The 21,924-nt window shown below is 62.0% G+C and carries 24 protein-coding genes; 9 read left to right on the top strand and 15 right to left on the bottom strand.

Going from position 1 to position 21,924, the window contains the following annotated elements; genetic code table 11:
- Positions 1-52 precede the first annotated feature (52 nt).
- The 3 genes from trxA (CCK88_RS15455) (at position 53) to CCK88_RS15445 (ending at position 2,648) form a co-directional block, all read left to right on the top strand.
- Positions 53-376, top strand: coding sequence for a thioredoxin (gene trxA, locus CCK88_RS15455; protein WP_086471999.1), 324 nt, complete (start codon positions 53-55; stop codon positions 374-376).
- A 148-nt stretch (positions 377-524) separates the two neighbouring features.
- Complete coding sequence (gene trxA / locus CCK88_RS15450) at positions 525-848, top strand: thioredoxin (RefSeq protein WP_086471998.1); 324 nt, start codon at positions 525-527, stop codon at positions 846-848.
- Positions 849-974: 126 nt separating this feature from the next.
- Positions 975-2,648, top strand: coding sequence for a glycoside hydrolase family 3 protein (locus tag CCK88_RS15445; protein WP_210189957.1), 1,674 nt, complete (start codon positions 975-977; stop codon positions 2,646-2,648).
- A 131-nt stretch (positions 2,649-2,779) separates the two neighbouring features.
- On the opposite strand, the gene CCK88_RS15440 is transcribed toward CCK88_RS15445, so the two are convergent.
- From CCK88_RS15440 to CCK88_RS15410, 7 genes are all read right to left on the bottom strand, one after another.
- On the bottom strand, positions 2,780-4,069 hold the full coding sequence (locus tag CCK88_RS15440; RefSeq protein WP_210189956.1) for a bifunctional folylpolyglutamate synthase/dihydrofolate synthase: 1,290 nt from the start codon (positions 4,067-4,069) through the stop codon (positions 2,780-2,782).
- A gap of 133 nt (positions 4,070-4,202) precedes the next feature.
- On the bottom strand, positions 4,203-6,626 hold the full coding sequence (gene pheT, locus CCK88_RS15435) for a phenylalanine--tRNA ligase subunit beta (protein WP_086471470.1): 2,424 nt from the start codon (positions 6,624-6,626) through the stop codon (positions 4,203-4,205).
- Between the two features lie 11 nt (positions 6,627-6,637).
- Positions 6,638-7,678, bottom strand: a complete 1,041-nt coding sequence (locus CCK88_RS18835; protein ID WP_086471469.1) for an ASCH domain-containing protein — start codon at positions 7,676-7,678, stop codon at positions 6,638-6,640.
- A 6-nt stretch (positions 7,679-7,684) separates the two neighbouring features.
- On the bottom strand, positions 7,685-8,815 hold the full coding sequence (pheS, locus tag CCK88_RS15425; RefSeq protein ID WP_086471468.1) for a phenylalanine--tRNA ligase subunit alpha: 1,131 nt from the start codon (positions 8,813-8,815) through the stop codon (positions 7,685-7,687).
- A 116-nt stretch (positions 8,816-8,931) separates the two neighbouring features.
- The gene (rplT, locus tag CCK88_RS15420) at positions 8,932-9,333 is read right to left on the bottom strand and encodes a 50S ribosomal protein L20 (protein ID WP_086471467.1); all 402 of its coding nucleotides are present in this window, start codon (positions 9,331-9,333) and stop codon (positions 8,932-8,934) included.
- Positions 9,334-9,352: 19 nt separating this feature from the next.
- The gene (rpmI, locus tag CCK88_RS15415; protein ID WP_046105910.1) at positions 9,353-9,553 is read right to left on the bottom strand and encodes a 50S ribosomal protein L35; all 201 of its coding nucleotides are present in this window, start codon (positions 9,551-9,553) and stop codon (positions 9,353-9,355) included.
- Positions 9,554-9,790: 237 nt separating this feature from the next.
- A complete protein-coding gene (locus CCK88_RS15410; RefSeq protein ID WP_086471466.1) occupies positions 9,791-11,302 on the bottom strand; it encodes an MFS transporter in 1,512 nt (503 codons plus the stop codon).
- 91 nt (positions 11,303-11,393) lie between these two features.
- Between CCK88_RS15410 and CCK88_RS18795 the strand changes: the two genes are divergently transcribed.
- Entirely contained in the window at positions 11,394-11,936 is a 543-nt protein-coding gene (locus CCK88_RS18795) for a TetR/AcrR family transcriptional regulator (protein WP_140049013.1), read from the top strand.
- Here the strand turns inward: CCK88_RS18795 and CCK88_RS15400 are convergent, their stop codons facing one another.
- On the bottom strand, positions 11,937-12,782 hold the full coding sequence (locus CCK88_RS15400; RefSeq protein WP_086471464.1) for a glycosyltransferase family 2 protein: 846 nt from the start codon (positions 12,780-12,782) through the stop codon (positions 11,937-11,939).
- 118 nt (positions 12,783-12,900) lie between these two features.
- Between CCK88_RS15400 and CCK88_RS15395 the strand changes: the two genes are divergently transcribed.
- Together CCK88_RS15395 and CCK88_RS15390 are read left to right on the top strand one after the other, a co-directional pair.
- A complete protein-coding gene (locus CCK88_RS15395) occupies positions 12,901-13,320 on the top strand; it encodes an Hsp20 family protein (protein WP_086471996.1) in 420 nt (139 codons plus the stop codon).
- A gap of 28 nt (positions 13,321-13,348) precedes the next feature.
- Positions 13,349-13,633: a DUF1150 family protein gene (locus tag CCK88_RS15390; RefSeq protein WP_086471463.1), complete on the top strand. Its 285-nt coding sequence runs from the start codon at positions 13,349-13,351 to the stop codon at positions 13,631-13,633.
- 63 nt (positions 13,634-13,696) lie between these two features.
- On the opposite strand, the gene CCK88_RS15385 is transcribed toward CCK88_RS15390, so the two are convergent.
- From CCK88_RS15385 to CCK88_RS15355, 7 genes are all read right to left on the bottom strand, one after another.
- The gene (locus tag CCK88_RS15385) at positions 13,697-14,164 is read right to left on the bottom strand and encodes a PTS sugar transporter subunit IIA (protein ID WP_086471462.1); all 468 of its coding nucleotides are present in this window, start codon (positions 14,162-14,164) and stop codon (positions 13,697-13,699) included.
- 47 nt (positions 14,165-14,211) lie between these two features.
- Positions 14,212-14,790: a ribosome hibernation-promoting factor, HPF/YfiA family gene (gene hpf / locus CCK88_RS15380; RefSeq protein WP_086471461.1), complete on the bottom strand. Its 579-nt coding sequence runs from the start codon at positions 14,788-14,790 to the stop codon at positions 14,212-14,214.
- Between the two features lie 253 nt (positions 14,791-15,043).
- Positions 15,044-16,549, bottom strand: coding sequence for an RNA polymerase factor sigma-54 (gene rpoN / locus CCK88_RS15375; protein ID WP_086471460.1), 1,506 nt, complete (start codon positions 16,547-16,549; stop codon positions 15,044-15,046).
- Between the two features lie 123 nt (positions 16,550-16,672).
- A complete protein-coding gene (gene lptB, locus CCK88_RS15370) occupies positions 16,673-17,482 on the bottom strand; it encodes an LPS export ABC transporter ATP-binding protein (RefSeq protein WP_425290644.1) in 810 nt (269 codons plus the stop codon).
- The gene (locus CCK88_RS15365; protein ID WP_086471458.1) at positions 17,425-17,877 is read right to left on the bottom strand and encodes an LptA/OstA family protein; all 453 of its coding nucleotides are present in this window, start codon (positions 17,875-17,877) and stop codon (positions 17,425-17,427) included. The genes lptB and CCK88_RS15365 overlap by 58 nt, the downstream gene beginning before the upstream one ends.
- Entirely contained in the window at positions 17,874-18,527 is a 654-nt protein-coding gene (locus tag CCK88_RS15360; RefSeq protein WP_170926519.1) for a hypothetical protein, read from the bottom strand. The genes CCK88_RS15365 and CCK88_RS15360 overlap by 4 nt, the downstream gene beginning before the upstream one ends.
- 14 nt (positions 18,528-18,541) lie before the next feature.
- A complete protein-coding gene (locus CCK88_RS15355; protein ID WP_086471456.1) occupies positions 18,542-19,156 on the bottom strand; it encodes a ribonuclease D in 615 nt (204 codons plus the stop codon).
- Positions 19,157-19,367: 211 nt separating this feature from the next.
- On the opposite strand from CCK88_RS15355, the gene metK reads away from it, so the two are divergent.
- The 3 genes from metK (at position 19,368) to CCK88_RS15340 (ending at position 21,896) form a co-directional block, all read left to right on the top strand.
- Positions 19,368-20,636: a methionine adenosyltransferase gene (metK, locus tag CCK88_RS15350; RefSeq protein WP_425290634.1), complete on the top strand. Its 1,269-nt coding sequence runs from the start codon at positions 19,368-19,370 to the stop codon at positions 20,634-20,636.
- A gap of 83 nt (positions 20,637-20,719) precedes the next feature.
- Positions 20,720-21,430, top strand: coding sequence for a tRNA (guanosine(46)-N7)-methyltransferase TrmB (trmB, locus tag CCK88_RS15345; protein WP_086471454.1), 711 nt, complete (start codon positions 20,720-20,722; stop codon positions 21,428-21,430).
- 97 nt (positions 21,431-21,527) lie between these two features.
- Complete coding sequence (locus tag CCK88_RS15340; RefSeq protein WP_086471453.1) at positions 21,528-21,896, top strand: winged helix-turn-helix transcriptional regulator; 369 nt, start codon at positions 21,528-21,530, stop codon at positions 21,894-21,896.
- Positions 21,897-21,924 lie beyond the last annotated feature (28 nt).

Genomic DNA, 21,924 nt, shown 5'->3' with positions numbered 1-21,924 from the left:
TGAGGCCGAGGGGCCTTACATCGGCGCAACAGTCAAAAAAGGCATGAAAACCATGACCAAAGCCGTTTCCGAAGCCACGTTCGGCCAGGAAGTTCTCAATTCCAACGAACCCGTCCTGGTAGATTTCTGGGCCGAGTGGTGTGGCCCGTGCCGCGCGATCGCGCCGGTGCTCGACGAACTCTCCACCGAACTCCAGGGCAAGGTGAAGATCGTCAAGCTCAACGTCGATGAGAACCCGGGCATTGCCGCCCAGTACGGCGTGCGCTCGATCCCGACGATGATCCTGTTCAAGGGTGGCGCCGCTGCCGACATGAAGATCGGTGCCGGTACGCCCAAGGCGGGTCTCACCAAGTGGCTCGAAGGCCACGCTGCCTGAGCCTGTTGCACATCTTCGAGGTTACCAACACCGCCGGAGCTCTGCGGCGGTGTTTTTGTTTTCCATGCGTGCTCCGGGGCAAATCCATCTCTTTCCACCCGCCCGCGACTCGGCCTAACTTCATCGCCTGATGCCGATGGAGGATGCTGTGGCGCTCAACGTGACGGACGCGAATTTTGCCGATGAGGTGCTGGGCGCCGACAAGCCCGTGCTGGTGGATTTCTGGGCCGAGTGGTGCCCGCCCTGCAAGGCGATGTCGCCCACGATCGAAGCCTTGGCCGATGAGCTCTCCGACAGCGTCAAGATCGTCAAACTCGATGTCGACGCCAATCCCGGCATTACGGTTCAATATAACGTCCGCGCCATGCCTACGCTCATCATCTTCAAGAACGGGCAACCGGTCGATCTCAAGGTCGGCGCCGGCCAGAGCCGCGTGCAACTGATCAAGTGGCTCGAACAGCACGCCGCCTGACGACCTGGGATCATCCTCAGTTTTGCCACACCGCCGAAGCATTTCGGCGGTGTTCATTCTGGTTGGCGGCCAAGCGGTCTGCTATGCCAGGGCAACGATAACGAGAACACTGTGGGGAGCCCGTCCTTGGCTGCCATCGATCTTTCTGCCGCCCCTTTCAATCTCGATGACGATGCGGTGGCCTGGGTGCATGAAACGCGCGACAAGCTCACGCCGCGCGACAAGCTGGCCCAACTATTCGTGCTGCTGTCGCGCGAGGCGCCGGAAGACGCTATGGACGCCATCCGCAGTTTCAAGCCGGGCGGCATAACCCGCATCTACACCCCAGACCTGGCGGCAGAAATTGCCCTGATGCGTCAGATCGACACGGTCGGCCCTGTACCGATGACGGTCAGCGCCGACCTCGAAGGCAGCCGCATGAGCCTGCCTTTCGGCACCGAAGTGCCCAACCCGCTGGGCCTTGCAGCGGTCGACGATGTCGAGGCGACCACAGCCATTTCCACGCTGATGGCTCAGGAAGCGCGCGCAGTCGGGCTCAACTGGAGCTTTACACCGGTCATAGACATCAACAAGGCGTTCCAGAGCGCCATTGTCGGCACGCGTTCCTATGGCGATGACGTCGAGCGGATCGAACGGCATGCGCTGGCGCAGATTCGTGCTTTCCAGACCCATGGTGTTGCCGCCACGGTCAAGCACTGGCCCGGCGAGGGCTATGACGACCGTGACCAGCACCTGGTGACCACCGTAAACCCGCTGACGCTTGCCGAATGGGAAAAGACATTCGGCCGGCTCTATCGCTCGGCCATCGATGCCGGCGTCATGAGCGTCATGTCGGCCCACATTGCCTTCCCGGCCTTCGTCCGCGAACTCGATCCCGATGCCGGCGCGGAGGCCTATAGACCGGCCACCCAGAGTGCTGTCCTCAACCAGACGCTGCTGCGCGAGAGGCTGGGTTTCAACGGCCTCATCGTTTCCGATGCTACGCCCATGGCCGGCTTCGGTGATTGGGGGCGCCGCGAGGATACGGTGCCGCAGACCATCGTGTCGGGTTGCGATGTCATCCTCTTCTCGGACGATCCGACCGCCGACCTCATGTATCTGGTCAAGGCCGTCGCCGACGGCCGTCTCAGCCAGGACCGCGTCGACGAAGCCGTCACGCGCGTGCTCGCCCTCAAGGCCGCGCTCGGTCTTCACAAGGCCGATCGGCCCGAACCGGTGCAGATGACGGCCGAAGTCATCATGGCCCGGTCCGAAAGCAAGCTGACATCCGCCTCGGTCACTGCGCGCGTCCCAACCCTTGTCAAGGACGTCGCCAATCTCCTGCCGCTCTCCCCCTCCCGCCACAAGCGCGTGCTGATCTTCTCGACCGGGGCCATCCAGCCCTTTGCGCCTGTGCCGCTGCCCTTGTCGCTGCCTGACCTGCTCCGTCAGGAAGGTTTTGAGATCACCGAATACACTGCCGATCTCGATGTAAGCGCGAAGGACTACGATCTCGTCCTTTACCTTCTGGCCGAAGAAACCTTGCTGACCCGTCAGCGCATCTTCCTCAACTGGAAGGCGCTGACCGGCTCGGTCTTTGGCGCCATGAAGCGCTACTGGCACGATGTGCCGACCCTAATAGTGTCGCTGGGCTATCCCTATTACCTGCACGACGCGCCGCGGGTGCCCACCTATGTCAACGCCTATGGCTCCAACGAGGACATGCAGGCGGCCGTGGTCGAATGCCTGATGGGCCGCAAGCCCTTCGAGGGCAAGAGCCCGGTAGACGCGTTCTGCGGCAGTGATCAGGCGAAGTACTAGACAGGCTCACTCTCAACTCCGCGGAGCCGCGCTCGGACTTGATCCGAGGGCCTGTCGCCGAGCCGGAGATGTTGCGAGTGGTCCTCGGGTTGAGCCCGAGCACGGCGCCGTGGTGGTGTGCGGAACAGGGCCTAGTCCGGCACGGTCCCGTTCCTCGCCAGAACATCGCCCGCCAGATAAAGCGAACCACAGATCAGGACGCGGGCATTGGCTATGCCGGACGCCGTTTCCAGCGCCGTCTCGATCGATGTTGTGGCCTTGGCCGGCAATCCCATGGCACGGGCGCGCACCGCAATCTCTTCGGCATTGTGGGCGTTCTGTTCACCCGGAATGGTGAGGGCAAGGATCTGCGTCGGATGGAGGTCGCGGAACGGCGCCAGGAAATCTTCCGGGGCACGCGTGTTCATCATGCCCATGATCAGAACCAGTGGCTTCGGCTGCATCGACGCGATGGTGCGTGCCAGGGCCGCCGCGCCATGGGGGTTGTGGCCGCCATCGAGCCAGAGTTCATGGCTTTCGGGCAGCAGGGCGCGCAGCGTCCCCTCGCGGATCGGTTGCATGCGGGCCGGCCAACTGACGCGACGAAGGCCGTCGGCGAAGCTCGGCTCATCCACCGGCAGGCCGAAATGCCGCGATGCAGCGATGGCGAGCGCGGCATTGTCAAACTGATGCGGGCCTGGAAGGGCGGGCGGCGGCAGGTCGAGAAGGCCGTCGCTGTCCTGGAACACCAGGCGTCCGTCCTCGTCCGAGCCATGGAAGTCCTCGCCCTGCCAGAGCGGCGCGATACCCAGCCGTCGCGCGGCGCGGTCGAGCACGGCGCGCGCCTCATCGCGTTGCAGCCCCATGACGGCCTTTGAACCGCGCTTCAGGATCCCGGCCTTGTTGGACGCGATTTCGGCCAGCGTGTTGCCCAGAAAACCCTGATGATCGTAGTCAACCGGTGTGATGATCGTGCCCAGCGGCTGCTTGACGACGTTTGTCGTGTCGTAGGTGCCGCCCATGCCGGTTTCGAGCAGAAGGTAATCCGCTGGCGTGTCCGCAAAGAGCTTGAATGCCGTGACCGTCGTCACCTCGAAGAAGGTGATGCCGGCGCCGTCATTGACCGCCTCTGTTTCTTCCAGCGCCGCGTCGAGCCGGGGCGTGTCGACCAGCGTGCCTGCCAGACGAATGCGCTCGTTGAAGCGCACAAGATGGGGCGAATTGTAGACGTGAACCCTCTTGCCGGCCGCCTCCAGGAAGGCGCGCAGGTAAGCAATGGTGGAACCCTTCGCATTGGTGCCCGCGACATGGATGGTCGGCGGCAGCCGATCCTGCGGATTGCCAAATTTGTCGAGCAGCGGAAGCATTCGATCGAGGCTGAGGTCGATCAGCTTGGGGTGCAGCTGCGAAAGCCGGGCAAGAATGGCGTCGGTGCGGGACACTTTTGGTCTCCGAAGGGCGGCTCATACCGCTAACAGTACAGCGTCACCACCGGGCTTGTCCCGGTGGTCCATGCCTGGGGCGAGATGGATTGCCGGGACAAGCCCGGCAATGACGAAGGACAGAAGGCGTGCCTTATTTCCGCAGCTCGCCGCCCGTGGTCTTGGTGACTGCCGCGACCACGGCTGCCGAGATCTTTTCGATCTCCTCGTCGGTCAGCGTCTTGTCCTTGGGCTGCAACGTCACCTCGATGGCGACACTCTTCTTGCCCTCTCCAACATGAGCACCCTCGAACACGTCGAAAATACCGACGTCGGCAATCAGCGTCTTGTCGGCGCCGCGGGCGGCCTTGAGGATGGAGGCGGCAGAGACCGCGCGATCCATGATGAAGGCGAAGTCGCGCGAAACTGGCTGCAGGGGTGAGAGGGAAATGGCCGGCTTTGTCTTGGTGGCCTTCTTGCGGGGCTCGGGCAGCGCGTCGAGGTCGATTTCGAAGGCCGCGACAGGTCCCTCAATGTCGAGCTCGGCGGCCAGTGCCGGATGCAACTCGCCAAACCAGCCCAGCGTCACCTTGGGGCCCAGTGCGATGCGCCCACCACGCCCGGGATGGCTCCAGGCAGCGGCCTCTGGCAGGACCTGTACCTTGTCGATATCGACCCCCAGCGCGTCCAGCGCCGCTGCGATATCTGCCTTTGCATCCCATACCGAGACCGCATCTGCCTTGCTCGACCAATGGCGGCCGGCGCCCTCTATTCCTGCCGTGCCGGTGCGGACGCCCGACGCATAGGTGTGCTGGCCCTCTGGCTTGTCGGAGAGGAAGATCTGCCCCACTTCGAACAGGGCCACATCGTCAAAGCCGCGATTGGCGTTGCGGCGCGAACCGGCCAGCAGACCCGGCAGGAGCGAGGGACGCATGTCGGTCATGTCGGAGGCGATGGCATTGGCCAGCTGGCGGTCTTCCGTGCCGCCGCCGAAGCGGGTGGCGTCGGCATTGGAGATGAAGCTCCAGGTCACCGCCTCGTCAAGGCCGCGCGCCGCCAGCGCCCGACGAACGATGCGCCGGCGGTTCTGGATCGTCGTCAGCATCTGCGGGGCAACATGGTTGAGCCGTACCAGCGGCTCGACTGGAACGTTGTCGACGCCGACCATGCGCATCACTTCCTCAACGAGGTCGGCCTTCTGCGTCACGTCGGGGCGCCAGCTCGGCACCTTGACGCTACGGACCTCGCCGCTGCCGTCGACCACGAAGCCGAGGCGGGAGAGGATGGTTGCGATTTCGGCAGCTTCGACAGTCAGGCCGGTCAGGCGCTTGACCTCCGAGAGCGGGAATTCGACGACGGTATTAGGGAACACGTCCTCGCCCGAAATGGCCGGCTCCATCGCCTCGCCGCCACACAATTCCAACACGAGGCGTGTGGCCAGCTCCATGCCTGGTTCGGTCAGCGCAGGGTCGACATTGCGCTCCAGCCGATAGCGGGCATCCGAGACGATGCCGGTCTTGCGACCGGTCTGGGCGATGAGATCGGGATCCCAGCTCGCGCATTCCATGAACACATTGGTCGTCTCGTCGGTCACGCCCGTGCGGATGCCGCCCATAATGCCACCGAGGCAGAGCGGACCTCTGTCGTCCGCTATGACGGTCATGGTTTCGTCGAGCGTATAGATCTTGTTGTCGAGCGCGTCGAAGCTTTCGCCGCGCGCATTGCGGAGATGGATCGTGCCTTCGACCTTGTCGGCGTCATAGGCATGCAGCGGCCGGCCCCAGCCGAGCGAGACGAGATTGGTGATGTCGACGACGGTATTGATCGGACGCAGGCCCACGGCGCGCAGACGCGTCTGCAGCCAATCGGGGGACGGACCGTTCTTGATGCCGCGGAGATAGCGTCCGGCAAACTTGCGCACTGCCTTGGGCTCACCGGCCGCGAACTGCTGCGGCAGCGGCGCGATCGGGCTCGGGCCGACTGACGGTACCGATGAAAAATCTGTCGTCTTCAGGGTGCCGAGACCAAACGCTGCAAGGTCACGCGCGACGCCATAGACGCCGGTCGCATCGCCGCGATTCGGGGTGATTGAGATATCGAAAACGACGCCGTTTATCCCGGCATAATCGACATATTTTTCGCCCACCGGCGCATCCGCAGGCAGTTCGATGATGCCGTCATGGTCTTCGGAAAGTTCCAGTTCGGCCGCCGAGCAGAGCATGCCATTTGAGGGCGTGCCGCGAATGACGACCCCGGCCTTGAGCTCGAAATCCTTGCCCGGAATATAGGTGCCGGGGAACGCGAACACCGATTTCAACCCGGTCCGGCAGTTGGGAGCGCCACAGACCACATCGATCATCTCGCCGGTACCGGCGTCGACCTTGCAGACATTGAGATGGTCTGAATTGGGATGCGGCGTCGCCGAGACCACATGGGCAACCACGAACTTTTCCAGCGCCTTACCCTGCGACTCGATGCCTTCGACTTCGAGACCGATCATGGTCAGCGCCTTGCCGATCTCATCGACCGAAGCGGATGTGTCGAGGTGCTCCTTGAGCCAGTCGAGGGTGAATTTCATGTCTTTGGTCCTTAGCGGAAGTCGCTCTTGCTGCCTGTAATCGGCGGCAGCGCAGATGATATTTTGAACAGTTCGACGAGCACATTTGCGAAGCCGCGAGCGTCGTCGATGGCGCGATGGGTGTGGGCGATATGGCCATAGAACTCGGCCGGCAGCTTGCTCATGCCCCAGTCCAGATAGGATGCGCCGCGCAATGTTCCGGCCATGGTGTAGAGGCAAATGCCGCCACCCCGGAAGATCTGGCGACCCTTGAACGGCCCGGAAAGGGCGCGCGTGCCGGCATAGGCGTCGAGATAATGGTCCATCCAGAGACCATCGAAGATCATCGGCGCGGCCACAAAGACTTTTGGGCCGGGCAGGCTTTCAACCCAGTCTGCAAAACGCGGCATGACCACCGCCGGATCCTCGGCGCCCTCGTTCGCGGCCTTCCAGGCATCGGGCTGGGTCGCCCACCACGCCATTGTGGTCTCATTGGTCGTGCGGTCCGGGCGCTGCGTCAGCACGGCTTCGAATTCGCCATGTCGCGTCCCGTCGGCTTCTATGGCGACGGAGGCAAAGCTCAGCATGGAATTATGGAGCGGCGTCGGTCCGTCCGACTCGATGTCGGTGACAATGAAGATCGGGGTGGCGACGCGATCATAGACCTCACGGCCCGCAGGCAGCACCGACACGAGCCGGAACGTTTCGCAGACGATCTCCATGTCCGGTGCGAAGCCGCCGTTGCGGGCGAAGTAAGCCTCGTGCCCCGCGCGCCATTCGGCATAGGGGCCTTCGCCCTCGCGATCGGTGAAATTGGCTCCGATGTCGTCAAAGCGCCGCGTCTCGACAGACAGCGTCTCGATTACGCAGGCCTGTTCGCCTGCGCCGTTGAGCACGATGTCCCGGCGCCCCACCTCGGGCATCGGGTCCCCGCCATTGCTATGATCGCGCAACGCCCCGCAGGTCGCGGTCTTCTTCCCCGCCAGCACCAGCGCGAGCAGACGATCGGCCAGCTCCGGAGAATCTCCGAAGCTGAAGCGAATCTGCTTGTCGCTGCTCGTGGCGTCGGACATAGCGGGTTAGCTCGAAAGCCCCCCGAACAGCGTCGGCAGGTCCAAAGGCCTGAAGCCGTAATGCTCGATCCAGCGCTGGTCGGCGTCGAAGAAGGCGCGCAGATCAGGCATGCCATATTTCAGCATGGCAATGCGGTCGATGCCGATGCCCCAGGCAAAACCCTGGTAGACATCGGGGTCAAGGCCCGCATTACGGATGACGTTGGGATGCACCATGCCGCAGCCCAGAATCTCGAGCCAGTCATTGCCCTCGCCGATCTTCACCTCGGAGCCGGAGCGGTCGCACTGGACGTCCACTTCCATTGACGGCTCGGTGAAGGGGAAAAAGCTCGGACGGAAGCGCAGGGTGACACTTGGCACTTCGAAGAAGGCCTTGAGGAATTCTTCCAGCACCCAGCGCAACTGTCCGATGTGGCTCGACTTGTCGATGACAAGGCCCTCCACCTGATGGAACATCGGCGTGTGCGTCTGGTCCGAGTCATTGCGATAGGTGCGGCCGGGCATGACCACGCGGATCGGCGGATCCATTGCAGGGGTCATGTAGCCGGCAGCCGGCTTCTCGTTGGTCTTCTGCATGACCCGCACTTGCACGGGCGAAGTGTGGGTGCGCAGCACCTTCTTCACACCGTCCGGGCCTGGCTTCATGAAGAAGGTATCGTGCATTTCACGCGCGGGATGGCCTTCGGGAAAGTTCAGCGCAGTGAAGTTGAAATAGTCGGTCTCGATATCGGGCCCTTCGGCGATGGAAAAACCCATATCCGAGAAGATCGCGGTGATTTCGTCGATCGTCTGCGAAATCGGGTGAATGCGACCCCGTGCCGTCGGCGCCGGGCGCAGCGGGAGGGTCACGTCAACGGTCTCGTCCTTGAGCCGGGCTTCGAGCGCCGCACCCTTGAGCGCCTGGCCACGCGTTTCGATCAGGGCGGCAATGTCGCTCTTGAGACCGTTGATGGCCGGGCCGGCCGATTTGCGATCTTCCGGAGCCATCGCGCCAAGGGTCGCGAGCAGGGCGGAAACGCTGCCCTTCTTGCCCAGCGCCGCAACGCGGACAGCATCGAGCGCGGCTTCGGTGTCAGCCGCGGCAATTGCAGCGGAAAGCTCGGTGCGCAATGTTTCGATCTGGGTGTCTAGGGACATGAAAGCTCTCGAATTCGGACGGCTGCGGGCGGTGTTAGACCAAAACAAAACGCCCCGCGCCAGCCCTTTCGGGCGGCGCAAGGCGCGATTTTTGACCTCAGCGAGGAGGGGTGAGCTTAGGCGGTAACGCGAGCGTGGGTAACGGAGTCCACGTCGGCGAGATACGCCAGTGCTGCCTTGGCCTTGACGACCAGTGCCGCAAACGCTTCGGGCTGGGTGATCGCGAGATCGGACAGCACCTTGCGGTCGACGGCAACCTCAGCCTTGCTGAGGCCGTCGATAAATCGGTTGTAGGTCAGGCCGTGGTCACGGACAGCAGCATTGATGCGCTGGATCCAGAGAGCGCGGAAATTGCGCTTCTTGACGCGACGATCGCGATACGCGTACTGGCCGGCCTTTTCGACGGCCTGCTTGGCGATACGGATCGTGGACTTGCGACGGCCATAATAGCCCTCGGCGGCCTTCAAGACCTTCTTGTGACGAGCGTGGGCGGTTACGCCACGTTTTACGCGTGCCATGTGTTAGTGTCCTTCCAGCTTAGCGGTTGTACGGCATGTACCACTTCACCAGACCCTCGTCGCCCTTCGACAGGATCTTGGTGCCGCGGTTGGTGCGGATGTACTTGGCGTTGTGGCTGATCAGGCGGTGGCGCTTGCCGGCAACGCCGGCCTTCACCTTGCCGGTGGCAGTGAAGCTGAAACGCTTCTTGGCGCCGGACTTGGTCTTCATCTTGGGCATTTTGCGGGTCCTTATTGGTCTTGATCCAGCTCTTGCGAGCCTTCGCTTTCAAAGACCGCCACGGCATGCCTTTTGGCCGGGCGATCCGGAGATGCGGCTCTATAGGGGGAATTGTCGGCAGAGGCAAGGGTTGAATCCGGCCGGTCAATCCACCGAGCACTATCCCCTTCGCAACCGTGACCACCCAGCTTGGCCGGGTGGTGCGTGCTATCGAGAGGCGGCTTACGACATTGATAGCTAGTGCGCCGCCACTGCTTCCGCATCGCGGTAGTGCCGCAGCGCCACCAGCACGGCGACGGCCATTACTGCTATCAGCGCCGCAGCACTGAGCAGCACGGTGGAATGCGCTGCGGTGAAGGCATGGCGTGCCGCATCCGCCAGGCTGTCTCCTGCCGCGCCGAGGTCGCGTGCAGCCAGCATGGTTTCACCTATGGAATGGGATGCCGCATCGGGCACCTCTGCAGCGAGATCGGCGGGAACACGCAAAGCGCCCCCGTAACTGGCTGAGAGCAGCACCCCGAAAAAGGTGATGCCGAGCCCGGCCCCAAGCTCATAGCCAGTCCCTTCGAGCGACCCGGCGGCGCCGGCCTTATCCGCAGGGGCGCTCGACATAATGGCGATCGAGGACGCCGTGAGCCCGATGCTGAGCGCCAATCCCAACGCGGCCATCATGGCAACCACACCCACTCCGGGTTCGTGGAAATTGCTGAGGCCGAGTCCGGCAAGACTGGCCGCCGCCACGAGAAGCGCGCTCGATGCCACGATGCGCAGGCCCACAAGGCTCACCGCGTAACCGGCAAGCGGTCCGCCGATCGCCGAGGCGATCACCAGCGGCATCATGAACAGCCCCGCCTCGAGCGGCGTCCTGCCCACGACGAACTGCAATTCCTGGGCGATTGTGAGCTCGGCTCCGGCCAACGCACCAGTTACTGCCAGTGCCATGATCACCCCAACGGTGATGGCCGGCCGCGAGAACAGCGCGATGTCGAGCATGGGCTGGTGCGCGTGCAATTGTTTGCGCACGAAGATGACGATGAGCGCCAATCCAGCCACTAATGCTGCCATCGTCAAGGGCAGGGACGCCCCTGGCTTGAACCCTGACTTGGCCGCATACACCGTGGCGATGAGGCCGGCGATCAGCAGCAGCGCCTGGCCTATGCTCCAAGGCCCCGTTTCCGCAGGCTTGGTCCGGGGCAGGACGGCGAAGGCGAATGGCCAGACGAGAAGCATCACCGGAACATTGATCAGGAATACCGAGCCCCACCAGAAATGTTCGAGCAGAAAGCCACCGACAAGCGGGCCGAATGCCGAGCCCGCAGCACCCACCGTGCCCCAGAACCCGAGCGCAATGCCGCGCTCCCTGGGGTTTTCGAAGCTGAGGCGAATGAGAGCCAGGACATTGGGTATGACCATGGAAGCGCCGACGGCAAGCAGGATGCGGGCGCCAATGAGGGTAGTCGCAGACGGCGCAGATGCGGCAATGACCGATGCAACAAGAAAAACCGCGAGGCCCGTCAGCAACATGCGCCGGTTGCCGATCCGGTCGGCCAGGGTACCCATCGGCACCAGCAATCCCGCCATGATCAGCGGATAGATATCGATGATCCAGAGGATTTCCGTACCGCTGGCATTCAGCGCCATAGTCAGCGACGGCACCGCAATGTGCAGGATGGTCATGTCGATGACGATCGGGGTGAATGCGAGCATCACCGCGATCAGAACCAGCCAGCGGTTGCGATGGGCAGACATGGGAATACCTCTTTGCTTCAGCGACAATTTCATTTGAAATGCCAAGGCTGAGGCATATATATCCGTCCGGACGGATTGAAAAGAGGAAATGATGGGGCGCAAGCAGACGATCGACCGGGGTGCTTTGCTCGATGCAGCCGAGCGCGTCGTGCTGCGTGAAGGGGCCGGCCAACTGACCATGGAGGCCGTGGCTGCCGAGGCAGGGGTCAGCAAAGGCGGCGTACTCTACGCCTTCCCGAGCAAGGATGCGTTGATCGACGCCCTGTTCAGCCGGGTCTTCGCCTCGATGGACGCCATCGCCGAAGAATTCATTGCTCGCATGGGCGACAGCGGTGAGAACTGGGCCAAAGCCCATGTGCTGGCCAGCCGTGACGCAGAAACGCTGATCACAGAGCGCAGCGTGGCGCTGATCGCCAATTTTATGCGGTCTCCCGAATATCGCAAAGGCGCCCGCGAATATTATGCTGGCATTCTGGGCAGGCTTGATCTCACGACGCTATCCGGGCGCAAGGCCCGGCTGGCGCTGCTGGCCTGTGAAGGCGCCATGCTGCTGCGGGGTTTTGATTTTCATCCCATCAGCGCCGAGGACTGGAAGGCCATCCACGACGACATTCAGGCGATCCTCCTGGACTGATCAGGCGCCAGCCGCTGCCAGCATGGGCTCGAGATGGTCTTCGAACAGTAGTCCGGGGCGGGCCGCCAGTGCCGAGCCATAAGCCGCTTCAGCTTCGATCGAAACCCGCAGGAAGTCGCGCAGCCCGGCCACATCTGATGCCGCCAGTTGATAATGCCCGGTTTCGAGACGTCGCAGGATTTCCCGCTTGGAGGCGATCATGCCCGCCGCGACATCCTTGCCATTGCTCATGGATCCGTCACGCTTGATGTAATCGTGGAGCGGCTTGCCTGAGTGGTAGCTATTGGGAATGGTCCGGTAGAGCTGAAGAAGAAACTCAAGATCGGTCATGTTGCTCATGTGAGGGTCGAACCGGCCATCGCCCCGGTTTCGATCCCAGACCACCATCGCATCCATCGAGATGCTCACCCATTTGTGCTCGCCGGGGCTCAGCACTCGGTCCGCTCCCGCGCCCACCAACCGCAAATGCCGAAAATCCTCCGTCATCACGTCGAGGGCCGTGGTCACGATGCCGTGCTCGCCCAGCGCTGCCACCGCCTTTTCGAGCTTTGACGGTTTTAGGCGGTCGTCAGCATCCAGGATCGCTGCATAAGGCGTATCGATCCTGTCGAGCGCCACGTTTCGCGTCACCGACGCCCCACGGCCGATGCCGCCGCTTCCGAGAAACACCTGTCTGCTGTCTCTCAATCCCAGTTCCTCGAGGAACCCTTCATAATCGAAGCCGTCGTCGGCGATGATCCAGTGCTGCCAGTCGGCATGGGTCTGCTCAAGAACGCTGCGGACGGTGGCCGCCAGTGTGCCCTGTGCCTTGTAGGCGGGGGTGATGATCGCGACAGTCTGGGACATGGGGCACCTGATGGCTTGAACCTGCTCGGCTCCTGACCCATATCTGCGTCAGGCGGTGGATGCCACAGAATTGGGTCTCCTGCCTGACGTTGCTTGATGATCAAGGACGATGAAGACGATGTCGCGCATTTCCGTGTTTTCCGCGCCCTTCCTGCTGGGTTTCGATAGCTTCGAAGAGCGTATCGATCGCTTGGCGCGGTCGGCGGAAGGCTATCCTCCTTACAACATCGAGCGCTCGAGCGGCGACGACGGAGCCGAAAGGTTCCTGATCTCCATTGCCGTAGCCGGTTTCGCCCGCGCAGACCTCGATGTCAGCGTCGAGGACAACCAGTTGATGGTCCGTGGCAAGCAGGCCGACGAACCCAGCAGGGACTTCCTGCATCGCGGCATTGCCGCACGCCAGTTCCAGCGGACCTTCCTTCTCGCCGATGGCATGGAAGTGAAGGATGCAACTTTGGGGCACGGTATGCTCGTTATTACTCTCGAACGCCCACGGGCGCTCAAGATCGCCCGACAGATCGACATTCGCTCCCTGTGAGGAAAAGAACAAAGAAAGGGCCTGAAAAATGATGGACAAGCGCAATGCAGAAGGCGTCCTGGATGACGCCAATCCCCTCAAACACCTGACGCGCGCCCAGTTCGCTGCGCTGGGTGGAGATGCGGTGGCCTATATCAAGCCGGTTTCGGGCCTGTTGCTGTCAGACATGATTTCCGATGCCGAATTCGACGGAGCCACGCAATATCAGCTGGTCATGTCCGCCGATGGCACTCCACTCATGGTGGCCGATACCACCGAGGCCGTCACTGAATGGCTGGGCGACCAGAATATTGGCGTCGCTACCCTGCATTGAGTGCGCTAAGACTCACCAAACGCAAACCCCCGCATGATGCGGGGGTTTTTATTTTTTTGCCGTTCAGGCCGCGTAATTCGACTGCAGGGGCTCTGTGAGAAGCGCATGCAGCCGCAGCGGATCATCCTCTGTGCGAAGATTTTCGGTCACCGCTTCGGTCCGCAGCAGCCGCGCAACTTTCGAGAGCGCCTTCAGATGATCGGCGCCGGCACCAACAGGCGCGAGCAGCATGACCACCAGGTCGACCGGCTGATCGTCGACGGCGTCGAATTCGATAGGCCCATCGAGACGTACGAAAATAGCGATTACGCCCTTGAGGCCCTGAACCTTGCCATGCGGTATGGCAATGCCGTTACCCAATCCCGTCGAGCCGAGTTCCTCGCGACCCTCAAGGGTCGCAAGGATCTGCTCTTGTGGAAACTCGGTGAGTTCTTCCGCCTTTTGCGCAAGAATTTCAAAGAGCTGGCGCTTATTGCGCACGCCGGTGCAAGTCAGCACCGCATGCTCCGCCAGAATATCGGCCAATTCCATCAAAATGCCTTAGGATCTAACCAGCTATCGGGACTGGCGGGCGTCGCTCAATTGGCGCCCAGGGCCGGGTCGATCCAGCCTATATTGCCATCCGCGCGGCGGTAGACCACATTCAGGCCGCCATGTCCAGCGTGGCGGAACATCACAACCTGTTGTCCTGAAAAGTCCAGTTCCATTACCGCCTCTTCGACGCTCATCTGTCGAAGGCTCTTGGTTGTTTCGGCGATCACAGGCGGCGCATAGTCTTCGTCATACTCCTCGATGTCGTCGGAAATGCCGAAGACGGTATATTGGGCCGTAAGTCCATCGACACCATTGGCAATATTGCCCTTGCGATGCTGCTTAAGCTTTCTGTTGTAGCGGCGCAGGCGTTTTTCGATGTTGAGCGCCATGACTTCATATGCGCTGGTCGCGTCTCCTGCCTGGGCGCTGGCCTGCAGCACCGTGCCGGAATCCAGGTGCACCACGCAGTCAGCACGGAAACCGATACCATCGGGGGTCAGGGTGAGATGTCCGTCGTAGCCGCCGTCGAAATACTTTCCGACAACAGAGGCGAAATGTTCCTCCGCCTTGCCGCGCAAGGCATCGCCAACATCCATGTTCTTTCCCGAAACGCGTAGGGTCATGGCTTTTGTTCCTTTCGGTCGTTGGGCTCGACGCGAGAGTTCCGAAAAGCCGCTTCCCGGCTCTACGGGATCTGCGTCTGCCGACACTTGATAAATGTGGTGCCGACGGAAAGGATGCTAGACCCGCGAACACGAACCTGTCCATGCGCAAGAGGTCTCGGGGAACCGAATAAGCAGATGACAGCCACGACCCCGCCACATAGGATTCACGAACGTCGATTTGCCGGGTGAGATGGGTGGCGATCGTGCCGCCTCAGGCAATTGGCGACATATCCTTTTTCTGCCGCCGCCGGATCACAGATGAGGGAATGTTCATGCCTTCCCGATACTTGGCGACCGTGCGGCGGGCTACGTCGATGCCCTGTTCCTTGCGCAGCATGTCGGCGATCGTGTCGTCGGACAGGATGGCGTTGCCGGGCTCCGTATCGATCAATTGCTTGATCCGGTGACGCACCGCTTCGGCCGAATGATCGCCACCGCCATCGGCTGAAGCGATCGCCGTGGTAAAGAAATACTTCATCTCGTAAAGGCCGCGCGGCGTGGCCATGTACTTGTTCGATGTCACGCGGCTCACGGTCGATTCGTGCATGTCGATCGCTTCGGCCACGGTCTTCAGCGTCATTGGCCTCAGGTGAGCCACGCCATGCGTCAGGAAGCCGTCCTGCTGGCGAACGATTTCCGCCGCCACCTTGGTTATGGTTTGGGCGCGCTGATCGAGGCTTTTTGTCAGCCAGTTGGCTGTGTTGAGGCAATCCGAAAGGAAGGTTTTCTCGGCCGTATCGCGGGTCTTTTTGGTAACCGACGCGTAGTAGACCCGATTGACCAGCACCTTGGGCAGCACGTCGGAATTGAGTTCGATCTGCCAGCCGCCATCGGGTCCCTGCCGCACGAAGACGTCGGGCACCACCGCTTCCACCGCGGTGCTGTCGAATGCCAGTCCCGGCCGCGGGTCGAGGAGCCGGAGTTCGGCGAGCATTTCGCCAAGGTCCTCGCGGTCGCATCCCACGGCCCGCAGCAAGGCCGGCATGTTATGATCAGCGATGAGATGCAGGTTTTCGATCAGCTTCTGCATGATGGGGTCGAGCCGGTCGCGCTCGCGCAGTTGCAGAGCCAGGCACTCGGCGACATTACGCGCGAAAATGCCCGTGGGATCGCAACCCTGCATCACCTCGAGCACGGCGTCCACATCCTCGAGCTCAGCTCCAAGCAGTTCGGCGATCGCTTCGGGCTCGACTACGAGATACCCGGCTTCGTTGAGGCCATCGATGAGATGTTGGGCGATAAGGCGGTCAGCAGGCGTGCGCAGCAGCATCTGCGCCTGCGCCTCAAGATGATCGCTCAGCCTCGGGCGGCTGGCCACATACTGATCGAGGTCCGGCGCCTCGCCACCATCGAAACTGCCATTGCGATCAGGACCCGACCCTGCGGACTGTTCCGCTGGTCCGGCATCGGGGAAGACGTTTTCGACGGCGGTATCGTAGCCTTCGGCAATTTCGGCAGCATCCTTGGTCCGTTCGCCCGAGGTCACCGTGTCTTCGTAGGCGCTCATTTCCATCGGAACGTGCTGCGGTTCTTCGCTCGCGCTGTCGTCCGCACCGCCCTCCTCGCGTTCCAGGAGCGGATTGCGCAGCAGTTCGTCGTCCACAAAGGTATTGAGTTCAAGATGGCTAAGCTGGAGCAGCCGGATCGACTGCATCAGCTGCGGCGTCAGGGTCAGGCTTTGGCTCTGACGAAACTCCAGCCGCGGCGAAAGCGCCATGCGTAAAGGCCCTTGGATGCAAACAATTCGCGCCGCATGCGGCGACTTCCCGGGCGGACCATGACTCAATTCTGCCCATAGGGCAAGTTTCATGCCAGTTGTGGGCGTTCCGTCAGTGGCGTTTCAGATGGAAAAACTGTCGCCCAGATACACCCTTCGCGCTTCCGGATCGGCACTGATCGTTTCGGGCTTGCCCTGGATCATCACCTTGCCGCCATGGATCAGGTAGGCACGGTCCACCAGCCCCAACGTTTCGCGCACGGCGTGGTCGGTTATAAGCACACCGATGCCGCGTTGGGTCAGCTGGCGCACGAGGCCCTTGACCTCGGCCACCGCGATCGGATCGACGCCCGCAAAGGGTTCGTCCAGCAACATGAAGCCTGGATCGGCGGCAAGGGCGCGGGCGATCTCGACGCGTCGCCGCTCGCCGCCCGATAGTGCCAGGGCGTTGGACTGTGCGATGTGGCTGATGGAAAATTCCTCAAGCAGCGAATTGAGCCGTTGCTTGCGTTCCTGGCGGTTGTGAACCGAATTCTCCAGCACCGCCATGATATTGCCGGTGACTGTCAGACCCCGGAAGATCGAGGGCTCCTGAGGCAGATAGCCGATGCCCAGCTGCCCGCGCTGGAACAAGGGCAGCCGGGTTATGTCCTGGCCGTCGAGCATGATCTTGCCCGCATCGGGTTTGACCAGCCCCATGATCATGGTGAAAACCGTAGTCTTGCCGGCGCCATTTGGCCCCAACAGGCCAACGGCCTCGCCTCGTCTCACCGCCAGCGAAACGTCGCGCACCACGGTGCGCTTGCCGAAGCTCTTGGCCAGGTTATGGGCGACCAGCCATCCGGTCTGGTCGATGCGCGGGCGGGCGTCCACACTCATTGCGATGTGAAGACCCCGGTCACGCGGCCTCCGCCGCCACTGGTGAACGTCGATACACTCGTGGCAAGGTTCACCACCAGTTCGGTTGCATTGACCGTGCCGCTCGCATTGGTCACCACAACATTCCCCGTCAGCCGCAGCAGCTGGTCTCCAGGCGTATAGACAGCGTGTTCGCCGGTGGCGTCCTGGTCCTTGGTCTTGAGCCGCACATTGCCACCAGTAGCAACGAAAGTCTCGATATCGCTGGTGCCGCCCTCGCCATAGGTCGCGATCACCTCGGGTGCCCATACGGTCACGGTCGGGTGCACCACCACAACGTCGCCGGTAAAGATGACCTCGCGCTTGTCGTCATTCATCACCGTCTTGTCCGAGGTGATTTCGACCGGGTTTTGCGCCAGGACCGGCAGGCTCATCAGCAACAGGACGAAGATGGACCGGATCGGTTTCATTGGGAGGTTTCTCCTGTGTCCTCCGTCGCGCCCTCCCCGGGGGTCGATGGTAGGGTGACGACCGAACGATTAAAGGTCCAGACGATAGCTGCTGCGTCGTAGACCAGGCCCTTGGCCCGGATGGTCGAGCCATCCGCATTGTCGATCCACACAGCACCGCGCGTTGTAAGCAACTGGCTATGCCAGTCGAAGATGGAATCGTCCAGCGTGCCGGTGGTTCCTGTCGAGTCCGCGATATCGGCACGGCCGGGCACCAGTGTCAGCTGCTGGGCGGTATCGAGCTGAGCCTCACGCGCCTCCATGGTCAGCTGCACCCCGTCGATCCGGTCGATGACCAGCGTGGCATCGGTCAGGTCGATGAGATGGCTGCTCTCTGCGGCGGCACGGGCGGAAACCGCCCAGACGCGATAGGACGATCCATCCGAGAGCGTGCCCACATATTCAGGCGCCTCGATCGCGACTGCCTCGGGGGTGATGGTAAGCCGGTCGATACCGAAACGGCTACCGACACTGGCGATCACGATCTGGCCGACAAGTCCGGCCAGTACCAGCAATCCCATCGCTGGGACGGCCAAGCGCAGCACGCCAACCCACCGGTTCCGGCGGGCCAGACGCCGATATCTCTGCCCCGTGCCTGCCGTCGCGGTCATGCTGGATACCGGTCTCAGCTATGCGCGAAAATGTCGGTCTCTTCCCAACCAAGCAGATCGAGCGCGCAGCGCGTCTTGAGGAAATCAAAACACGACTGGGCCAGTTCCGTGCGACCCTCGCGGGCCAGCATGCGATCGAGATGGCGCTTGAGGTCGTGCAGGTACAGCACGTCAGATGCCGCATAATCGAGCTGCGCGTCCGACAGCTTGTCGCCGCCCCAGTCCGAGCTCTGCTGTTGCTTGCTGAGATCGACGTTGAGCAATTCGCGCACCAGGTCCTTGAGGCCATGGCGGTCGGTATAGGTGCGCACCAGTTTCGAGGCGATCTTGGTGCAGTAAACAGGGCCGGTCACTACGCCGAAACGGTTCTGGAGCACGGCGACGTCGAAGCGCGCATAGTGGAAAATCTTGGTGACGCCCGGATCGCTGAGCAGCTTGACCAGGTTTGGCGCCTCGCTGGCGTTCTGTGGGATCTGCACCACGTCAGCGCTGCCGTCCCCGGGGGAAAGTTGCACGACGCAAAGCCGGTCGCGATGCGGATGCAGGCCCATTGTTTCGGTGTCGATCGCGACTTCGCGGCCATAGTTGGAAAGATTGGGCAGGTCGCCGCGATGCACTCGGATGGCCATGGATATCGTCTCGCTTTCAAACTCATTCTTCCTTGGCACAGAGCGGTGACCAAGAAAAGGCATGGCAACCCCCGTATGCCTCACGGTCGCGATATAAAGCATTCTTTATATGCCTATTGATTTCGCCTGCGGGACCTGCGAGAAGCGAGGCTGAAAGTGCTGGGGAATGTGTCCCCGCACGCGCACCCGCCCGTGCGCCCTCGCCACCTTCATGAGGTTTAACGTGGCCCGATCATCTTATCTGTTCACCTCGGAATCCGTTTCCGAGGGCCATCCCGACAAGGTCTGCGACCGCATCTCCGACGAGATCGTCGATCTGGTCTTCAAGGAAGCCAAGAAAGCCGGCATGGATCCTTCCCAGGTCCGCATCGCCTGCGAAACCCTTGCGACCACCAATCGGGTCGTCATCGCCGGTGAAGTGCGCGTGCCTGAGACCTTGCTCAAGAAGGGCAAGGACGGCACCGTACTGACCGACGCTTCTGGTGCGCCGATCGTCAACCCGGCCAAGTTCAAGTCGGCCGCCCGCAAGGCCATCCGCGCCATCGGTTACGAGCAGTCCGGCTTTCACTGGAAGACCGCCAAGATCGATGTTCTTCTTCATGGCCAGTCGGCCGACATCGCGCAGGGCGTCGACGCCGCGGGCAACAAGGATGTCGGCGCTGGCGACCAGGGCATCATGTTCGGCTATGCAAGCCGGGAAACGCCGGAATTGCTGCCCGCGCCGATCTACTACGCGCACAAGATTCTCGAGACCCTGACCGAGGCCCGCAAATCGGGCGAGGGTCCGGCCGCCGTCCTTGGTCCCGATGCCAAGAGCCAGGTCACGGTCCGTTATGAAAACGGCAAGCCGGTCGGCGTGACCCAGATCGTGCTCTCCACACAGCATCTCGACGATAAGCTCACGTCCTCCGACGTCCGCAAGATCGTCGAGCCCTATATCCGCCAGGCCTTGCCCGAAGGCTGGATTGCGAACGACACGGTCTGGCACGTCAATCCGACCGGCAAATTTGTCGTTGGCGGTCCCGATGGCGACGCAGGCCTGACCGGCCGCAAGATCATCGTCGATACCTATGGTGGTGCTGCGCCACACGGTGGCGGTGCGTTCTCGGGCAAGGATCCGACCAAGGTCGATCGCTCTGCCGCCTACGCCGCGCGCTACCTAGCCAAGAACGTGGTGGCCGCCGGCCTCGCCGATCGTGCCACCATTCAGCTTAGCTATGCCATTGGTGTCGCCAAGCCGCTGTCGATCTATGTCGATCTACACGGCACCGGCAAGGTTGATGAAGCAAAACTCGAAACGGCTCTGGCCGAGGTGATGGACCTCACGCCGCGCGGCATCCGCACCCATCTCGATCTCAACAAGCCCATTTACGCCAAGACTTCAGCCTATGGCCACTTCGGCCGCAAGGCTGGTCGTGACGGCAGTTTCTCCTGGGAAAAGACCGATCTCGTGAAAGCGTTGAAGGCCGCGGTGGCCTGATCCTCCGAGATTGAATGATTGACCCAAGGCCTCTTTTCCGCGAATGGCGGAGGAGAGGCCTTACCTATTCTGCAGCCGGAACCATGACCGACCACGAACTCCCCAAGACCCGCTCGGGTGAACCGCGTGCCTTCTTTGGCCGCCGCTCCGGCAAGAAGCTGCATGACGGGCAGAAGGCCCAGGTGGCGGCCCTGTTGCCGCAGGTGGAGCTGCAGCTCAATGGCGCCTGTGACCCGCAAACGCTCTTCCCGCATGCAAACAAGATCGTGATCGAGATCGGCTATGGTGGCGGCGAACACCTCGCGCGCAAGGCGGTGGAGGAACCCGACACCGGCTTCATCGGCTGCGAGGTTTTTACCGGTGGCATCGGCAAAATGGTGCAGGCCATCGAAGCCGGTGGCCTCGAAAATGTCCGGCTCTTTACCGATGATGCGCTCAAACTCCTAGTGGCGCTTCCCGACGCGTCAGTCGATGCCGTCTACCTGCTCTATCCCGATCCTTGGCCCAAGAGCCGTCATCACAAGCGGCGGTTCGTCTCACCCACCACGCTCGACCAGCTGGCGCGCGTCATCCGGCCAGGCGGCACCTTCTTCTTCGCTTCCGATATCGAGGACTACGCCGACTGGACCCTTGCCCATATCGTGCGCGAGCCACGCTTCGGTTTCGAGGCGAATGAGCCTGGCAGCTGGCACATTCCCTACCCAGGGTGGCAGCCGACGCGCTACGAGCAGAAGGCCCGTCGCGAGGGGCGGATGGTCAGTTTCTACTTCAGTTTTGTGCGCAAGGCCGTGTAGCGCCCCCGGACACCTTGCAGAGGTTTCATGTCGCACCGCTCTGGACCTTGGCGCGCAACGCCCCATATCGGGGTCAGCGTCAAGCGGAGTAGCGTCAATGTCCATTTCGGGTGCCGAAGCAGAGGCTAGCCATGAACTGTTGGTCATCCGGCCCAGTAAGTGGACCCTGGTGGTCATCGTTCAGTTGCGAAGCGGGACGATGCGCTTCAACGAGTTGCGCCGCAACATGGGTGGGGTACCGCAAAAATCCCTGAGCCAGACCCTGAGGGAGCTGGAGCGGGATGGCTACATCACCCGCACTGCCTATGCGACTATTCCGCCGCGCGTGGAGTATGATCTGACCGAACTGGGCCGGGAATTGCTGGCGCTGGCTGATGACTGGCACAGCTTCGCTCAGCGCAATCGCCGGGCGGTAGAACAGGCCCGGCGGCTGTTTGACGCTGTGGACGAACGGCCCGCTTACTGACAGGCGGTTCGGGCGCCGTCAGGTCTGA

This window comes from Devosia lucknowensis, assembly GCF_900177655.1.
Taxonomy (GTDB): Bacteria; Pseudomonadota; Alphaproteobacteria; order Rhizobiales; family Devosiaceae; genus Devosia; species Devosia lucknowensis.
Note: the sequence above shows the minus strand (reverse complement) of the source record. Positions and strands in the feature narration are given on the sequence as shown.

What these genes read in the sequence shown, in the direction of transcription:
- trxA (WP_086471999.1), top strand. Translation starts at nt 53, where the DNA reads ATGACCAAAGCCGTTTCCGAAGCCACGTTCGGCCAGGAAGTTCTCAAT.
- pheT (WP_086471470.1), bottom strand. Translation starts at nt 6,626, where the DNA reads ATGAAATTCACCCTCGACTGGCTCAAGGAGCACCTCGACACATCCGCT.
- CCK88_RS18835 (WP_086471469.1), bottom strand. Translation starts at nt 7,678, where the DNA reads ATGTCCGACGCCACGAGCAGCGACAAGCAGATTCGCTTCAGCTTCGGA.
- pheS (WP_086471468.1), bottom strand. Translation starts at nt 8,815, where the DNA reads ATGTCCCTAGACACCCAGATCGAAACATTGCGCACCGAGCTTTCCGCT.
- rplT (WP_086471467.1), bottom strand. Translation starts at nt 9,333, where the DNA reads ATGGCACGCGTAAAACGTGGCGTAACCGCCCACGCTCGTCACAAGAAG.
- rpmI (WP_046105910.1), bottom strand. Translation starts at nt 9,553, where the DNA reads ATGCCCAAGATGAAGACCAAGTCCGGCGCCAAGAAGCGTTTCAGCTTC.
- CCK88_RS15410 (WP_086471466.1), bottom strand. Translation starts at nt 11,302, where the DNA reads ATGTCTGCCCATCGCAACCGCTGGCTGGTTCTGATCGCGGTGATGCTC.
- CCK88_RS18795 (WP_140049013.1), top strand. Translation starts at nt 11,394, where the DNA reads ATGGGGCGCAAGCAGACGATCGACCGGGGTGCTTTGCTCGATGCAGCC.
- CCK88_RS15400 (WP_086471464.1), bottom strand. Translation starts at nt 12,782, where the DNA reads ATGTCCCAGACTGTCGCGATCATCACCCCCGCCTACAAGGCACAGGGC.
- CCK88_RS15395 (WP_086471996.1), top strand. Translation starts at nt 12,901, where the DNA reads ATGTCGCGCATTTCCGTGTTTTCCGCGCCCTTCCTGCTGGGTTTCGAT.
- CCK88_RS15390 (WP_086471463.1), top strand. Translation starts at nt 13,349, where the DNA reads ATGATGGACAAGCGCAATGCAGAAGGCGTCCTGGATGACGCCAATCCC.
- CCK88_RS15385 (WP_086471462.1), bottom strand. Translation starts at nt 14,164, where the DNA reads ATGGAATTGGCCGATATTCTGGCGGAGCATGCGGTGCTGACTTGCACC.
- hpf (WP_086471461.1), bottom strand. Translation starts at nt 14,790, where the DNA reads ATGACCCTACGCGTTTCGGGAAAGAACATGGATGTTGGCGATGCCTTG.
- rpoN (WP_086471460.1), bottom strand. Translation starts at nt 16,549, where the DNA reads ATGGCGCTTTCGCCGCGGCTGGAGTTTCGTCAGAGCCAAAGCCTGACC.
- CCK88_RS15365 (WP_086471458.1), bottom strand. Translation starts at nt 17,877, where the DNA reads ATGAAACCGATCCGGTCCATCTTCGTCCTGTTGCTGATGAGCCTGCCG.
- CCK88_RS15360 (WP_170926519.1), bottom strand. Translation starts at nt 18,527, where the DNA reads ATGACCGCGACGGCAGGCACGGGGCAGAGATATCGGCGTCTGGCCCGC.
- CCK88_RS15355 (WP_086471456.1), bottom strand. Translation starts at nt 19,156, where the DNA reads ATGGCCATCCGAGTGCATCGCGGCGACCTGCCCAATCTTTCCAACTAT.
- metK (WP_425290634.1), top strand. Translation starts at nt 19,368, where the DNA reads ATGAGGTTTAACGTGGCCCGATCATCTTATCTGTTCACCTCGGAATCC.
- trmB (WP_086471454.1), top strand. Translation starts at nt 20,720, where the DNA reads ATGACCGACCACGAACTCCCCAAGACCCGCTCGGGTGAACCGCGTGCC.
- CCK88_RS15340 (WP_086471453.1), top strand. Translation starts at nt 21,528, where the DNA reads ATGTCCATTTCGGGTGCCGAAGCAGAGGCTAGCCATGAACTGTTGGTC.